Source organism: Halobacillus salinus (assembly GCF_004684905.1).
GTDB classification, from domain to species: domain Bacteria; phylum Bacillota; class Bacilli; order Bacillales; family Halobacillaceae; genus Halobacillus; species Halobacillus salinus.
Genome location: NZ_SRJC01000001.1, coordinates 67,062 through 83,955, shown reverse-complemented (window position 1 = coordinate 83,955; position 16,894 = coordinate 67,062). Strand labels below are relative to the sequence as shown.

The following is a 16,894-nucleotide window of genomic DNA, read 5'->3' as shown; positions in this document are numbered from 1 at the left end:
TCTTACTTCATGATATAGTTATATCGTTTAATATTTGATCTGTATCCAAGTCTTTACTGGGTACAATAATATTTTCCGCTAAAGCTTTCTTTTCTTCTAACAACCTATTTACTACAACCTCCACCGTGTTTCCTTTTCCGCTGGTGACCATGGGATAGTAAACATGAACATCTTTATCTTGACCAATGCGATACGCTCGATCAGTTGCTTGGTTCTCAACAGCCGGATTCCACCATCTTGTATAGTGAATGACATGATTTGCCCCTGTTATTGTTAATCCAGTTCCCGCAGCTCTCGGTGAAAGAATGAGGACGTTAAAACCCTCCAATTCATTAAAGTTATCAACCAAATACTGACGTGATTCAGTTGCTCCATTTATGATCTTTGGATTTATAGAAAACTCATCAGCTATAGCTTGCTTAAGAATAATTTGCATCAGTCGATATTCAGTGAAGATAAGTACCTTCTCTTTTGTTGTTTGAATTTCTTTCAATAACTTAATAGTTTCATAAAGCTTAGGTACTTCTTTTACTTTCAAAGTTTTCATTTCAGCATCCACTAAGCCTGGGTGAGAACATAACTTTTTCAATTCCTGTATACCACTAATGGCTGGAATTTGTTTTGCTTGAATGCTATAGAGGATTTGTCCATATAAATGATGTTGTTGTTTTCCAAGAGGCGCAAGCCATTCACCATGATGTTCAATTTTAGCGGGTAGTTCTTTTTTAAGTTGGTTTTGTTTAGTACGTCTTTTGTAAATAAACCTAACTTGGCTTTCAATGTCTGATTGAATGGAAGCAAAGTCGGCATTCTCATTTTGTAGTGGTTTTTCGTATCTGACCTTGAATGATTTCAAACTGCCTAACACACCAGGCTGGACATAGTCTACAATGGACCAAAGTTCCGATAAATTGTTCTCTACAGGTGTTCCGGTCAAAGCTATTCGCCCTTTATTTTTCAATGCCTTAAGCACAACGGAAGCACCGGTTGATGGGTTTTTGATGTGTTGAGCCTCATCCGCTATTACCATCTGCCAATCTACTTGACCTAAAGTGATCTGATCCCTCACCAGAGTTTGATAGGTAGTGAATACTAAATCGTACTGACTGATCAAATCAGGGTCCTTCAAGCGATCAGCCCCAATATGACATATGCAGTTCTCTGCTAAAAGCGGAGCAAATTTTTTTATCTCTTTCAGCCAATTCTCCATCAACGTTTTCGGAACTACTAGCAGGGTGGGAGTCAATTGTCTTTGTTCTTTTAAATAGGTTAAATATGCAATAACCTGAATAGTTTTCCCAAGACCCATGTCATCTGCCAGAAGACCTCCATGCCCTGAGAGACGAAGGGACTTCATCCATACATACCCTTCTTCTTGGAAAGGACGCAGAGTTGCAGTAAAAATAGAAGGTGGGGTCTTATCAATTATCTTATTATCATGAAGGGCCTCTCTCATTTCCTGCAAAGGTTGATTGTATTCAACATTCTGCAAGTTCTCGAAGATTTCCAAGACGTATGCTTTAGCATTTGATTCTTGTTGACTGAACTCTTTCAATCTTCTAGAACGATCCTGGAACTCCTGCACCTGATCAGGAATCGTGACGAATATATCCTCATCCACTTGTTTAAATGATTGACTGCCATCTTCGGAAAAGAAGTCCTCCCCTTCAGAAAAAATGGTCTCTCCTCCGTCATCTTTGAATTGAAATCCTGTCTCAAAATCAAACCATCCATTGTTGGACTCTTTTGCATGTATATAAGGAGAAGCTTTGTAAACACGTATGCCAAGGTTTTTCACTCTATCTCCAAAAAGATCACGCGAATACGCAATATCCTCAGGGAGAAAACCTTCAGGGTTTTGAACAAACCTCGGAATATCATCTCCTTTTATCTTATCTAGTTGTTGAATGGATTGGGCTTTTTTTTTCGTCTCATTAGCCACAAATACTCTCTTCCCATCCAACTGACCATACCCTGCTCTTGTAAGATCAGGATTCGATAGGGTACTGTCACTAAGTTTGTCATGCTTATAGAGTGAAGTGACTGAGATACCGGCTGAGTCCCTATGAACATCCAACTCCATCTCTTCGATGAACTCATACTGCTCCCTTTTTAGATGTTCACTCACAGGAATTTCCAGCTGATCAGCAAGCTTTTTGACTTCAGCAATATGGTAAAACAAAGACTGGCTGCTACGGTCCGGAAGAGGAAGTTCTACTAACGACATAAAATCGTGTTGTTCTTTCGGGATAAGAATGGCATCTTTCCCCGGAGATAAGATAAATGGACCGTGTTTCCCGCTTACCTTATAAAGGTTCGGCTGGTCTTCAGTTCCATACTTTGCTTCCAATCGGAAGTTTGACGAACTGACAAAGCCTTTCGAATCAAGCTTTATAAAAAGCGGGACTGTTCTAACTGGTAACCCCAGAAGGGCGCGACTTTCTTCTGTCAGGTTATAAACCTGTTCGTAAGGAAGGAGATAACCTTCCGCCTCCTCCTTCAACATTCCTTCATAAAAGAGCTCTTCTAATTCCAACACAGTTCCTAAGTTATTTAAGGAAGCAATTTCATCTGATCTTAAATTCAATGGTAGAGGAAGAAGTTCTCCCTTCTTCATTACTGAGATATGGAGACCTTCATTTCCAAACCGTTTATGAATTTCAATACCATGCTTCTTTTTTCTATTAAAAAAGTTCATCGTCTCCACCCCCCACTTGAAGATTTCCTGTATTTAAAATCCCCCTTCATAAAGTGTTCCATATAATCGTCAAAGGTGTTATACCAGGTCGGTCTCCCTCTGTTAGATATATGGGACAATTTATGAATATAAAAATGAGCTTCTTTATCTTTAAGGTCTCCCTCCACATTCGTAATGCTGAATTTAGGGAGGATATAAGTATTGAACCCTTCCACTTCATAGAAGTAGGCAGCATTTCCAGTGTTACCGAACTCCAAAACAACAAAACGATCAAATTCCATCGCTGCCATTGGAGGATTCTGTTCAAAATTCAGCGCTTTGATATTTGGGACATATTTCTCCCAGTACTTAAACCGCTCGCTGTCTAGGAACTGAAACAAGTCGTACTTGTAAAGCCAACTTTTAACTTTTTTTACTGCATTTCCAGGGACACTTCTCCACTTTTTAGTCGTCTCCCTGGGATCCCCCAGTCGACCAATAAGTTGTTTCATTAATTCAGACTTGAAGTTTTGAAAATCGTTTGACTGTAAATAAGGAATAATCAGCTTTTTATATGTGTCTGGGTTGAAAGTGTCCAGAACTTCAGTAATACGCTTCAAATTTTGATGCTCCAGAAATCCCTTACGACTCATAAATTTGCCGAGAATTAGAATCCAAAGCATTCTTTCAAGACGACTGCCCTCTTGAACCATCCACTTCTCAAAATTCTCTTCCAAAGGTTGAGGTAAACTTCCAAGTCTTTCAGCAATAAGCCTAAGGACATCTCCTGCGGGTTTAGAAAAGATTTGATTGTACTCCTTACGAATGTCTGATCTTAAGGAAAGAAAATGTGGATCTTCCTCTTTAAAAACGACGGACAACATCTGATGGACATGCTTATCTTCAGGAATGACATGTAAATGCCCCCAAAAGCGGCTGCCTACAATACGGTTGTATGAGTGAGTAAGAACTATTACAACCTTATCGAGAAAGTGCTCCTCATTGCTCAACTCATAAGGGTATTCTGATGAAAGAATACTTATTTCCAAGCTGATTAACTTTTCAGCATACTCTTTCAATACTGGCTCTTGGTATGGGAGTTTACGAATTTCCTCAATTAGCTTCGGTAATTCTTTTCTTTTCATGAAATTTGATGCTTCTCCGGCGTTTTTGTACAAATTGTAAATACGTTTCGTCTCTTCTGTTACTTTCTTTGGATAAAAGTAAAATGATGGGAAGGACCTACTCATCTTCTCTCACCAATTCTTCAATCTTCTGAATAACTTCATCATCTTTCAACCTGAACTTAAATTCCACCCTTCTGGATTTCTCAGGGTCTACATTCCCGTTATTATTCAAGATTGGTTCGCTGAATGACCTGCCATTGGAAGTAATAATGTCACGAAGTTCGGATCTGTACTCAAATTCCGGGAAATCGTCTTCCATAATTTCATTCACTACAGCAAACGAACGATTCTGTGATAAATTTAAATTGTATAAATAGTCCCCACTGTCATCTGTATGTCCCTCAATGATAATTTGCGAAATGTGTGGGCGAAACTCTTCGGAAAGAAGAATTCCAATGTATGCAGGAACAAATGATTCTAGATTTTTCCGTCCCTCTTTTGATATGTCCGAACTGTTGTATTCGAAGAATACTCCATTTGAAAAACGAATAGCTCCTGTTTGAGGGTCAATTTCCATCTGAAGGTTTGAATCCTGAAATGTCTGCCTCAGCTCTTCTATTAGTTTGGTTTTAACCCCAATAACATCTTCAATCACTTTGTCTTTTGCTTCGATCTCTTTTTGATTTCCATACATGTTTACCATAAGCAGCAGAGCAAAAATAAGCAGTAGAGCACTCATCAAATCAGAGTAGGACATCCAGTAGTGATTTCCCTCTTCCTGATAATGTTTTATATCCTTAGAACGTTCTGTTCTCTTCCTCGCCATTGCTTTTCACCTCTTACTGTTTTGTTGCTGCTATTTGGCTTATGGACTCATTAAAGTTAGAAATATTTCCATTCACGCTATGGATGTCTCTTTCCATTAGTTCTACAACCTGCTGAATACCATTAACTCCTTTACTTAAGTGCTTCAAAGCATTCTCCAGTTCATTGTCAAACTGCTTAAATGTTCTCTGTACACCCTTTTGCATGTGATCAGCAAATTCATCCATGGATTGACTCAACGTATCATTTACAGCAGCAAACTGTTCTTTGTTTTCAGAAAGTAGATATTCGTTTTCCTTCCAGTATTCCTTTAGGTCTGTTATACTCTGCCTCATTAAATTTAGCTGCTCCTCTTTCATTGACTCTACTTTTTCTCTTTCAGACGTTATCCTGTCAAACATATCATTCATCTGATGCTGTACCTGCTCATTGACTTGCATATTTTCTACAACATCTTCAAGAAGCTGCTGTGTCTTTTCACTCCATTCATTTGATTTCTCGTGCTGGTCAATAAGAGAATTATTCAATAGTCGATTTGTTTCAGCGTGTTCTTCTAATTGTGTATAAGATCTTGTAAGTGCTTCCGCTGTCTTATTCGTTTCTGATTGTAGATCTGTAAATGTACTCCCATGAGCTGTGATATTGGACATCAAAATCGTTAACTGCTCCATTTGACCTTGAAGCCTATCTTCAGAATCTTGGTGTTGATTGTTCACAGACTCGGACAACTGCTTCATCTCGCCTAATAATTCTGTATTATTCTCTGTAATTTCATTTAACTCTTTAGTGAGATCTACCATGCCGTCCTGGTATTCAGACAAGGTAGAAGTGTAAGCATTCATTTGTTCACTCAAATCCATTGTGTTTCGCGCCATTTCAGACTGCTTTTCTGCCACATCTTTCATTTCATCTACAAGTGTTCCCATTTCTTTATGAACTTTCTCTTGCCACTCTACTGTTTTATGAAGTGCTTCTCCTAGATTCTTCATATGATCTCCGCTCACTTCATGAAGTGATTGAATAAATGAATCTACCATCTCACTCATTTTCTCATTTTGTCTCTCAGTAGTGTTCTTGACGACTTCTTCCATGATTTCATTACTTCTTTCTAAGTGTGGGTTTAATGTTTCCTTCATGATAGTGGACATACCTTCAGAAATTCCTGATGTTAACTGAGGGATCAATACATCTGAGAAAAAAGTCTTAAAATCATTCATTTGTTCTTCTTGAGACTGCGCTAAATCATAAAGTATATTTCCTTCTGTTTTTACTGGTAGTGCCTCATCGAATGCTTTTCTTAAATTCAACAAGCTTCCCGTTAATAAATTATATAGAATGGTACGATCTATTAACTGAAATACAATAGAAAATATGATACCAGCAATTGATGAATAAAAGGCAAAGCTCATGCCACCCAAAAGAGTTTGAACACCTTCCATCATGCCAGAGGCGTCACCAGTATTATCAATGTCTTTCATTCCATCAATCAAACCAAGGAATGTCCCGAGAATCCCTATTGAAACAAAAATAGCAGGAATTACTTCGACAAATTTCCTCCAACCGTATTTATGTACAAATTTCTCTTCTCTATAATAATCATAAGGATCCAGCGTAAACCCGTCTGTCGTTTGTTGGAAGTCTGTGTAATAACTATTCCAACTCGTTCTTAATGAGGAATGGATGTAATTCGAATCTCTCAACTTTTCTTCTATGAAAGCAGTTTTAGAATCAATGTTTCCAACATATTCTTTTGACTGTTCTAAGATATTTATAAATTTGCTAGTACTTTGAACCATGAATAGATATCTACTTAAAACTACTAATCCTATACTTATAAAACTAACGGTCATCCACACACGATACGAATCACCCAAGAAGACTTCTATTATCCAATCCATAACATTTATTTCTCCTTTTGTTGAATGGTTTAATTACATATATCTACTATTTTACTAGATTCATACCAGGACCTCTACACTAGGACTATTTAAAAGCATAAAAAAAGCGGAACTCCTAAGAACTCCACTCTTTTTATGAATCAGTTAGAAAGGAACTTCCTCTAGTTTTCCTTGAACGAATTTAATCAACCTAACCTGTGCCTCGAATTCCTGACCTGGTATGAGAGTCACGTCTTCATCTTGATTTAAGTTAACAAGATCATGCCATAACTCAGTGATAAGGAATGTCATCCCTGCATCTGCTTCCTTCTCCATCATCTCAAATAGTTCATTGGGCTCCAGTATCCTTTGACTCTTTTTATAACCCAATGACGACAAGGCAGTTAATTGATAATCCGTGAAAGAGTTTGCCTGGCAGAGTTCAGTTATGTTGCCCATGTCTACTCGTTCAGAAGGCCCTGGAAGAAAGCAGCACGTTGTGAAGAATTCACTGTGCTGACGGATTTGGCGACTCTTCAACAATTGTTTATATAACGGTAAGTAGGTTGGACGCACCCTCACACGTAATGATCCAGTATCTTTAATCATGGTTCAGCACCTCCCCCGCTTCGATGGTCGTGACACCAGGTTCCGTACTCTCCAGCCGATAGAAACGGCCGACGACTCCGGAAGATTCGAACTTACGCTTCACCGTTTCATCGTATTCTCGATCGGTCACGAGCAGGATCCATTGGGAAGCGATCTGCGGGATGAAGTTCATCAGGTTCTCCTGGTGGTCGGTGGATAGCCTGCCGAACGGCGTATCCATGAACAACGGCATTTCGAGCGCTTTGTTCCCTCCGGCTACCTGTGCCAGTGCCGTGATGAAACTCAGCGAGAGCACTTGGCGTTGGCCTTGTGAGATGTTCGCAAGGAACGGCTGGTTGAATGCGTTGTAGACCTCCAGGGAGTAGTCCTGTTCCACTTTGACGTCCTGAAGGTTCTGTCTCCCGCTATCATCAAGCAGATAGGCCAAGTTCTCGGATGTCGCGAGTTCAAGGTCCTGGATGACGTCCTGTTCGAAACCGTTGATGGCGCGGTCCATGACATCCACGGATTCTTTCAGCTTCTCTTCTTTGGTGAGGAGCTGCTGGTGCAGGCCGCTTTTGACTTTCAAGTCTTTCAATTGCAGGTCTACTTTAGCCAATTCGTTCTCGAGTTCCGTCCATTCTTCTTCGAGACGGCGGAATTCGACTTCATGCTGGGCTTTGCGGGTGACAACCGCTTCACGCTCTTCTCCAAGTTCCTGAATGGATTGTTCACTCGAGCCCGTCACCTGCTGGTTCAGCTGTTCGATCTGATAGTTCAATGATTCCAGTCGTGTTTCGTAGGACTTCAAATCCGACAGTCTCTCAGAAAGTTCGGATTCCTTCCCTTCCAGGTAGCCGATCAGTTGCATGACTTCGGCTTTCATCTCGTAGTAGGCTTGGTTGGATTCCTGTGACTTCACGGAACGGTACAGGGATTGGAGGCGTCGGTACTCTTCGGAATCCTCATCGAATGCCCGTCCGCAGATGCAGGTGAGGTCATGGATCAATTCTTGCAGTCCTGATGCCGTCATCGTCTCTTCCAACCGGTTTTCGCCCAAGTAGAAGTCCAGCTGTTTCTTCACTTCATAAAGGACGTCCCGTGCCATCAGCAGGCCGATGGTCGAGTGGAGAGCTGTCAACGCCTGTTGGGCTTCGGCGTATCCTTTGCTTACGCCCTCTTTCTCCTTCTCCAACTCGCGCCTCTGTCGGATGGCGACGCTGACTTGGGACAGTTCTTCCAGTCGATTGTCGATTTCCTGTATACGGACGGCCAACGCAGTCTGCTCCTTGTTGATGCGTGCCTGTTCGTTTTTCGCTTCTTCGATCTGTTCCTGCAGACTGTTGCGCTTTTGGAGGGCTTTCTTGTAGTCGCCGGTCGAATGTTTCTCCAGTTGCTTCGACGTCGCCTTCAGCATATGCCCGAGCACGTCCCTCGATTTCAGCACCTGGTCGATTTTCAGAAGGTTCCGGATGCCTGTCGCGACTTCCTCTTTCTGGTCCTCATCGACACGCGTCAAGCGCTCGATACGTTCTCCGTCGAAGAAGAAGTAGTGTTTGACGCGCTCGTCCAGCAGGTCATGGATGAAACGTTCCACTTCTTCCTTCTTGGTGATGCGCGAACCGTCCGTGTGATCGATCAGGATCAACTCGGAAGCTTCTTCGTGGACTTTCCCGTTCGCTTGCTGTCTGGACAGCTGACTGCGATGGAGCTCATAATCCTTGTCCGCATGACGGAACCGGATCCGTACAGACGATTCGATTCCTCTGTGCTGACCGGCTTCATCTTCCTTCAACGCTCTGGAATTGGCGAGGAGGACGCCTTTGCCTTTCGCATCCTGTTCGAGCGTACGGTCGCCGAACAGGGCGTACATGACGGCGCGGTACAGACCTGTCTTTCCACGTCCGTTCTCTCCGAGGATGACCGTCACCATCTCGTCCCCATCATGGGCGAACTCGATGGTCTGTGTTCCATAGAATTGCCTGAAATGGTGCATCGTAAGTTGTGTGATGATCATGACCGTCCCTCCTCTTCTTCACGCATCCACTGGTCCAGCCGACGGCTCATCTTCTTGCTGATGGCGTCGACGGACAGGGATTTGCGGCTCACTTCATCCAATGTATGTGTAATCATCTTCTGGACGAGCGGGTCCTCCCCTTCGATGAAAGGTCGCAACCGCTCGGACAGATTCGCTTCGTCACTCATATCGTTCCTCCTTCAAGTGTTTCATGATGACTTCGTCGCCTTCCACCGAGAACGCGGTCTGGCCATCTTCGATGAGTAACCAGACTTCATGGAGGAAGTCGCCTTCTTTAGAATAGGATATGCTTTCCAGGTACCTCATCAGTTCCCGTCGCTTCACACTTCCTCCGAACTCGTTGTCGAGGACGTAGGCGACGAACCCTTTGTTGTCATCGAACGGGAAATCGAGATGCGGAGTACTGATGATCCAGTGGAAGGAACCGATGGTCTTCCATCTGTCATCCCGTCTGATGCAGTCCGTCAGCAAGTCTTCCGTCCAAGGGATTCCATTATCCAACTCCGGCAATCCGGAAGGGGAAAAGATGTCTTCGATAGTCACGACTGCGTTTCCGTTCTTGTGGAGTACCTTCTGGGTCTCTTCCAGCAAGTACTCATGCAGCTGTTCCTTCTTGGTTTCGTCCCAGCCGATGACGTCACGGTGGACGTACTCGCCGTTACGACCTCTCGTGTAAAAGAACATGTCTTCACTCTGCTGTAGGACGTGGTCCACGATGCGGTCATGCCCCCCGATCTCCGTCGTCACCCATTCATGGAGTTCCTCTCTCGGCACCTCGGCTCCTGCACTTCTCAGGTATTCCTCGACGAGAGAGCGTACAGAAACTTCGTCATCCTCGATATCCTCCCTCGTCACGTAAGGGTATCTAGGGAAAAGGTGAGGTCCGTCATAAACGTTCTTCAAGGTCGCATACAGCAAATACGTACTTTCCACTCCCAGGCCGGACAGATACACTTTCTTTTCATCGAAGATATTACCGATCTGGACGACAGGTTGCTCTTCCAGCATCTCGTCGAGCTGATCTATGATATTGCGGTAATCCTCCGCCGTGATGTGATGGTAGTTGGATAACAGCGTATATTGGGCATGCTTGTATTGGATGATTTCATCGTCACTGGACAAGTTGTGCTGAAGGGTGAAATCTTTCCACCCATGCTTCACGATGAATTCTTCCTTCAATTCCGCAGTCGAAACGACCCCGCCGTTCTCTGCGATGAAATCACGGATCCACTCTTTGTTCCGTTTCCACTCCACCCCTTCATGTGCAACTTTCGGGAACTTCGGATACGACAATCCTTGGATAGGGTTGCGGCGCATAAGGGTATAGAGGGCGTATTCATTCGGTATGCCCCGCTCGATCGCTTCTTTTTCATGGGCATTGAATAGTTTCTGGATGTTGACCATCGGAACTCCTTCCAGTTCTTTCAATGCTTCCTGCTGGATACGTGCTATCCAATCATGGGGAATATCCACGAACTGTTCATGGATATAAGCCCCTCTCCCCCACAAGTAGAAGATATGAGCCTGGTCATCACGCGAGGCGATGGCAGCGAAGCTACGTTCCCCGCCGAATTTGCCGGGCATCAATCTATTCGCTCTTCTTATCAATTCTTCCTCATCCTTGTACACTTCGACGCCGTCTGGGAGCTGCTTCATGACCATTTCGACGATATCCCGTTTGTTATGGGACGACAGGACACCCGTATTGCCGTCGGCCCACCGAACCAGTCCCTTCGTGCACGTGACATACAAGGAAGCTGGACGGCGCCAGGATTCCGACTGTTTCTGTACCCACTCGTCTATTTCCGGTTGTCCGAAAGTCCTCAATGAAAAATGGGATTCGAACTCCTTTCTGATAGAATGTTCCAAGTCATCGAAAGCCTCAGACGAAAGGGTCGTCATGACGCTGTCGTCCTTCTCCATCGAAACACCTTGGCTCTGGAGGATTTCCCCGATGATATAGTGGTCGGTCCGTTTGCGGTCGAGCCAGCTGTTATCGATTACCACTTCCGTCTCCAGCCTCTTGGTTAGTTCATCGAGCCAACCTCCTGTCAACGGAAGCAGCCTTTCATGGCCGACTTTCAATATCTGGCGGACCCTTTCCCTCGTCACACCCATCATGTCGCCCATCATCTGGAGCGTCACGTTATTACCTTGGAGGAATTCCTCATGCTTGTGCTTGATGATTTCTAGATAACGGTCGTTTATTTTATATCGCTTGCGGAAGGATTCCGACTGGATGACGGAGTCTATGTTCGTTTCGACGTTACGGAAGCGATGCTCCCGCAGTTCTTCAGGCGTCATGCTCTCAATCAGTTCCTGATGCTCGATCTCATCGCCTTTTGCTTCTATGACGGTTTTGAGTTGCTCTAAGAAAGCCCTCACTTTCCGTTTCCCGACGCCTTTCCAACTCGGAATGGCGTCGAACTTATCCAGCAGGTCCCCGAACACTCCGATACCCTGCTCATCGAACTGACGGACGATCGGATTCACGGCCGTGAATTCTGTAGTGCCGATAGGGAGTTCACGCACTTCTTCCGGGATATACACCTGCTCACCTTCGAATGCGATGACCCCTTCCGGCAAGGTCTCTTCCTCTTCTTGAGTTGGAGCCTGCGAATAATCGACCAGCTGCCCCCAAAGCTTCTTGATGATGCCGGGGCCCACGCTGTTATACTTCTTCAGCGTTTCCAAGTCTGAAGGCAGGTCCCTTACGGTCGTACACCCATCCGCGTTCAGCTGTTGGATCAGGTTGTTCATACCGTGGAAATGGTCGGTATCGAGACTCATCGATTGCAAAGGAACCGACAGAAACAACTGCTCGGAACCGAACGTTATCGTACGCTCACTGTCGTGAGGAACTGAATTAGGTTCCGGCTTCATTTCGGTTTCCTCACGCCTTTGAAAAAAAGTCAACACTTCCGGATACAAATCTTTGAACAGCCATTCCAACGAGCTGAGCGGCGTTCCGGACAAGGTTCTCCCTGTGTCGATTCCGACTTCGTCCAGGCGTGCAGCATACGTTTTCGGCATCCACTCGGCTATCCGTCGTGCTCCGTCCCCTTCGACGAACAGATACTGATCTTCGGATAATGCTGACACCGGTTGGAACTGTGCCAACGCTCCATTGAAACGGACACCGAGTGCATAGAAAAGTTGGATCGTGTGGTGGAACATTTCCTTATCCTCTTTGTAGAGGGAACGCAGGACTTCTTCCGATAAATCCGAGAACGTCCGTACGGAATAGCGTTCAGCCAAATGTTCCATCGTCTCGTGTCCGAACGCTGCGAGTTCCATATCATCGCGATGAGAAGGGATACGGATCTGCCCGTGATCGATGTGGTCGATTTCAGCAACCGGTCGGAACGTCACGGTCGTCCATGGCGTTTCCGGTATATCCTTCACAGGTGCTTCCGCTTCCGTCGTGTCCACTTTTTCCTCTGCTGTGACAGGTTGCGGTGTTTCCTGTGGTGCCTTGTCAGCGGATGGTTCTGCTTTCGCCGCATTTTTAAGACGTTCCTGCTCTTGTTCTTTCGTTTCCTTCCATTTGTTCATCATGAACCAGGCAGGTCGCTTTTTGGTAGACTTCGAACCTTTTTTGGCGAACCGGAAATAGAATTTGTGTTCTTTCAAAGCGAACAGGGCGTCTTTGATAGCCCAGTCGCCGACCACCCATATCGTCCCTCCGTAGGGGCGTTTGTCCAGGACCTCGAGCCCGTGCTCGTCTTCCAAGTAGCGGAAGAGGCCGAACGGTTCTTCTTCGGGTTCTTCCGGTTCCGGCTGTTTCTTTTCAGGCTGTGGTTCAGGAGCTGGTGATGGTGCTTCCTGTAAAGGGGTCTGCACCTTTTTCAGTTCTTCGATCTCTTTCTTCATTTCCTGCCACTGCTTTCCTACTACCGATTGCAGCGACTCGTCCAGGAGCGGCTGCAGCATGCCTGCGAGACTCTCCTGATCGATGGCCGGATCCGCTTTCGGTTTCGGCACTTCGTAAGCGGGCACATCGAAGTCGAAACTGACATAGAGCTGGACGTACCAGACGGAGAGGTCGTATATCGTCCGGTGGGCCCTGATGGCGCTCTCGACATCGCCTGACCCCGCTTCGTGGGCTGATTTGTTCCCTTTTTTCCGGATCCAGTCGAATTTTTGATGGATTTCGTCTTCGATAACGCCGCTCCTCCATAATTTATGTAAACGGTCGACATGCTTGATTTCGTATGCCTGCTCGAGCTTCTCCTGTTTCGACACGAGTTTCCCGAGGTGTTCGCCGTACAGACGCGCCTGGATGAGCGCACTGTCGGGTTGTTCATATAATGATTTGTCTATCTGTTGCCCGATTTCTACAAAATCTGGAGCTACTTCATTCATGAATGAAAATATAGTCCCCATCTATTAAACCCCTTTTATTAATAATCTTTTGAAATATCATCTCATTTTATCATATTACCCTATGAAACTTTAAGGGCTCTTCCTATCCTTCATAGTACAGAAGAAGGTATGCAAAAATATGAACAACGAACGCTCGTTCTGTAGTATTGACCAACTGGATTCCCAATTCTTTATGGAAATTAATTGACATTACTCTTTTCTCTGCTAGTCATCTATTCCAAAATTCCAATTTACTTTGGAATAAATTGCAACAGAATTGTAATCGTTCTACTATAGAACCGGACAGGGACGGACCTTCCGATATGGTGAAAGAGCAGGACCCGGAAGCCCTGCTCTTCTCCTTTCTATGCTGCCGCTTCCGTCTGCTTCTTTTCTTTCCGGATGATGCCCATCAGTCCTGCTGCGATTAGGAACAGGGCCGGGACGACGCCGAACAGGCTGATCGAGATCAGGATGGCGACGCCTGAGACGAGCATGAGCCAGCCGCCTGCTTTCGGTTTGAATTTGACGAGGATGCCGCCGATGATGGCGAGGATGCTGAAGACGAAGGCGCTCGTGCCGAGTCCTGATATTTCGCTTGTGCCGTTGAACGATTCGTCGACCGCTCCCATGAAGAGGGCGAAGAACGCGCCCCCGAATCCGAATAATCCACCTAATATGCCGAGTACCATTTCCGTTGTTCTGCTCATTGTGTATTCCTCCGATCTATTTTGATTAAAAGGTCCAGTTGTAGGCTTTCACTTTGACTTCTGCCGCTTTGCCGCGGACTTCTTTCGGTAGTTCCGGGTAGTTCAGTTCGAAGCCTGCTTTGCCGTCTTTGTTCAGGCTGACCATGATGCTGCCGGTGAGGGTCGCCAGGAAGTTGCCGTCTGCGTCATAGAGGCCGGCGGCGAGGCGGATGTCGTCGGCCATCTCTTCGTTCGGGTTGATGACGGTGCCGGTGACGCTGTAGGCGTTGGAGTACTCGTCTTTTCCTTCGTTGAGCTTGACGTTCTCGGTCTTCAGCATGATCGGTTCTTCGTCGGTCGAGCTGAAGTCGATGTTGGTGCTGACGCCTGCGACTTCTCCTGCGTCCTTGACGCTCTCAAGTCCGGTATTCTCTCCGATGTAGGCGGTCTCGCCCGGCATGACGATGTCCGGTACGGCGAGGACCATCGGCATCGTACCGAGGATGCTGCCGTCTTCCGCTTCGAAGTTGATCTGGATGTCGCCGATCATCGCGGGCTTGTCGCCGGTGTTCGTGATGACGGCGGAGTAGCTGCCGTAGACGTTGTCGATGCTGTCCTTCCAGGCGCCGAATTTTTCCGTCTTGATTTCGATGGCGGCTTCCGCTTTTTCCTGCTGCTCCTGCTGTTCCGTCTGCTCGGTGTTCTCCTCCGTAGTCTTTCCTTCCGCTTCGCTGCTGCTCATGGTCGATTCCTCTGCGCATGCCGTAAGCAGGCTCAATCCGATGATCGCTGTCCCCAGTCCTTTTACCCATGTCGTTTTCATTGTGCATCTCTCCTTTTTTCTTGTTGACTACATCATAAGAGAAAGGGTGGGCATTTTTTTGTGCTCCCAACAGGCGTTCCCTTTTTTGTAAATGAAAAGGAAGATGGGTGATGCTTTTTTCCTTGCGTGGGGGCTGGTGGTTCTGATAGGTTATGAAGCGAAGTGACTACATAACGGATAGGAGTTGTGCGGATGCTGCAACGGACTGCTGGAACCTCTCTAAATATCAGCCTGTAGGGAACGAAATGATTCTCCTTGCTTCCTTATAGGTTGATATGAATATCAAGGAGAGGTTGTGTTCATCATCAACCGGAATCGTGCATACTATCGACATCATCGGAAACGGGCCATCAATCGGAAGCTCGACATCGTGCGGAATGCCTGGCACTCTGGGGAGTCGCATCCCTGGGTGAAGGAGCCTGGTCGTCTCGACAAGGAGCGGATGTGTTGTTCTTGTTACATGTGTAAGTATGAGAAGAACTTTGACGTTACGAAGACGAGTTATAGGAAGAGGCTTGAGGCGATGGATCGGGAGATTGTGGATTATTTGAATGGTGATTATTGATTAGTTGAAACATAAGGAAGCACCTCCGCTTATGGCAAGTGGAGGTGCTTCTTCTCATTTGTTTACATGAAGGTATCTATTACCCTCGCTATCTCTTTCAGCTCCCTTTCCATTTCTGTTTTCAATTGCCCCATAGGAGTATCTGACAATCCTTTCCTATGAGCTATCTGCAGATATTGATTGTTTTCTTTCCAATGCCCCACTTGGTGATTCTTTAATTCCTCCTTGATTGCATCCCGAGACGCCATGTAGCTCTCTCTATCTTCTCCTTTCAATTTCTTCAATGGCTTGTAACGATAAGGGGCTGTTTTAAGAATCAGAGAGAACTTGCGTGTGTCCCACTTGAAGTAGATATGTACAGAGATATTACGCTCCTTGCTTTTCCACGTTGCTCTGCTCAGGGCGTAATGCCAATCGACATGCCCTTTTCCCTGGAACCTGAACGGTTTCGTCAAGAAGTGGTCATGCAGGTTCTCGAACAAGTAGTCTGTCAGAACTTTGAATACTATCTGCTCCGGATATGCCTCATCCTTAATTTCCTCCCTGAAGCAATTCAATGAAGTATAATTTTCTATCGGAAGTTCCTTCGCCTTTTCAATCGGGTCGTAATATCGTTCACAAAAATAAGACCACCAACTTTTTAAAATGACATCCTCCATGAATTCTTGCTCATACGGAGAAAATAGGTCATAGATATCTTCATATCCGATGAATACAAGATTTCGATTTTCAAAATCGTCCTTCTCTTTTTCTGATGCATAACCTGTCTTGAAGAGGACGGGGATGATGGTACCTGTCGACTTTTCTTTCAACTTATCCGTATAGTATTCGAGTTGTTTTTTACGACTTTCTCCACTGTTCACTTTATCTTCCAGGATAATATGTATATTCTCCGATCCGACATTGGAAGAAAAGGTGATCAACAGGTCGATATTTTTCCACTGCTGTTTTATTTTTTTCATAGAATAATCGGATAGTCGAGGGTATTCGAAGGTTAGATCGATGCTTTGATACTTTTCCAATATCAAATGGAGCAACCTTTCCGCCATCCTATGAGGTGCGCCTGAGGTATTAAGTCGGATATGTTCGAACAACCAACTTAAGAAAGCATCCTGTGTCAGCTCACTCGTAGCATATTCAAATAGATTCGGTGCTTTCGTTTGTTTATCAAGATCTTGAGAGGTGTTCAATTTTTTGCAACTCCTAACTGTTAGTATTGATAACTCAGATGAACTTGAATTGAAAACTACTCATCTACCTATGATTTTTGATAAAAGTATATATTTTCCTGCAAAAAATCAAAAATCGGCCAAATCATGG

General features: G+C 45.0%; 12 protein-coding genes. 1 reads left to right on the top strand and 11 read right to left on the bottom strand.

Annotated elements, in window-relative coordinates; genetic code table 11:
- Positions 1-7: 7 nt before the first annotated feature.
- The 10 genes from E4663_RS00395 to E4663_RS00350 form a co-directional block, all read right to left on the bottom strand.
- Positions 8-2,698 carry a DEAD/DEAH box helicase gene (locus E4663_RS00395; protein WP_135326232.1) on the bottom strand — a complete coding sequence of 897 codons (2,691 nt, stop codon included), beginning with the start codon at positions 2,696-2,698 and terminating at the stop codon, positions 8-10.
- Positions 2,695-3,822 (bottom strand): EH signature domain-containing protein, encoded by a 1,128-nt coding sequence (locus tag E4663_RS00390; RefSeq protein WP_206663469.1) that lies wholly within the window; start codon positions 3,820-3,822, stop codon positions 2,695-2,697. Before E4663_RS00390 ends, E4663_RS00395 begins: the two co-directional genes overlap by 4 nt.
- Before the next feature lie 97 nt (positions 3,823-3,919).
- Complete coding sequence (locus E4663_RS00385) at positions 3,920-4,630, bottom strand: OmpA family protein (RefSeq protein WP_241657078.1); 711 nt, start codon at positions 4,628-4,630, stop codon at positions 3,920-3,922.
- A 13-nt stretch (positions 4,631-4,643) separates the two neighbouring features.
- The gene (locus E4663_RS00380; protein WP_135326230.1) at positions 4,644-6,527 is read right to left on the bottom strand and encodes a MotA/TolQ/ExbB proton channel family protein; all 1,884 of its coding nucleotides are present in this window, start codon (positions 6,525-6,527) and stop codon (positions 4,644-4,646) included.
- A 144-nt stretch (positions 6,528-6,671) separates the two neighbouring features.
- Positions 6,672-7,115: a hypothetical protein gene (locus tag E4663_RS00375; protein WP_135326229.1), complete on the bottom strand. Its 444-nt coding sequence runs from the start codon at positions 7,113-7,115 to the stop codon at positions 6,672-6,674.
- Positions 7,108-9,111 (bottom strand): AAA family ATPase, encoded by a 2,004-nt coding sequence (locus tag E4663_RS00370; protein ID WP_135326228.1) that lies wholly within the window; start codon positions 9,109-9,111, stop codon positions 7,108-7,110. The genes E4663_RS00375 and E4663_RS00370 overlap by 8 nt, the downstream gene beginning before the upstream one ends.
- On the bottom strand, positions 9,108-9,299 hold the full coding sequence (locus E4663_RS00365) for a hypothetical protein (RefSeq protein WP_135326227.1): 192 nt from the start codon (positions 9,297-9,299) through the stop codon (positions 9,108-9,110). The genes E4663_RS00370 and E4663_RS00365 overlap by 4 nt, the downstream gene beginning before the upstream one ends.
- Positions 9,292-13,497 (bottom strand): hypothetical protein, encoded by a 4,206-nt coding sequence (locus tag E4663_RS00360; protein ID WP_135326226.1) that lies wholly within the window; start codon positions 13,495-13,497, stop codon positions 9,292-9,294. Before E4663_RS00360 ends, E4663_RS00365 begins: the two co-directional genes overlap by 8 nt.
- Positions 13,498-13,862: 365 nt before the next feature.
- The gene (locus tag E4663_RS00355) at positions 13,863-14,207 is read right to left on the bottom strand and encodes a DUF4064 domain-containing protein (RefSeq protein ID WP_135326225.1); all 345 of its coding nucleotides are present in this window, start codon (positions 14,205-14,207) and stop codon (positions 13,863-13,865) included.
- A gap of 25 nt (positions 14,208-14,232) precedes the next feature.
- Positions 14,233-15,009, bottom strand: a complete 777-nt coding sequence (locus E4663_RS00350) for an FxLYD domain-containing protein (RefSeq protein WP_135326224.1) — start codon at positions 15,007-15,009, stop codon at positions 14,233-14,235.
- 295 nt (positions 15,010-15,304) lie between these two features.
- On the opposite strand from E4663_RS00350, the gene E4663_RS20060 reads away from it, so the two are divergent.
- Positions 15,305-15,574 (top strand): hypothetical protein, encoded by a 270-nt coding sequence (locus E4663_RS20060; protein ID WP_206663468.1) that lies wholly within the window; start codon positions 15,305-15,307, stop codon positions 15,572-15,574.
- Positions 15,575-15,636: 62 nt separating this feature from the next.
- Here the strand turns inward: E4663_RS20060 and E4663_RS00345 are convergent, their stop codons facing one another.
- A complete protein-coding gene (locus tag E4663_RS00345) occupies positions 15,637-16,764 on the bottom strand; it encodes a PD-(D/E)XK nuclease family protein (RefSeq protein WP_158290369.1) in 1,128 nt (375 codons plus the stop codon).
- Positions 16,765-16,894: the final 130 nt, after the last annotated feature.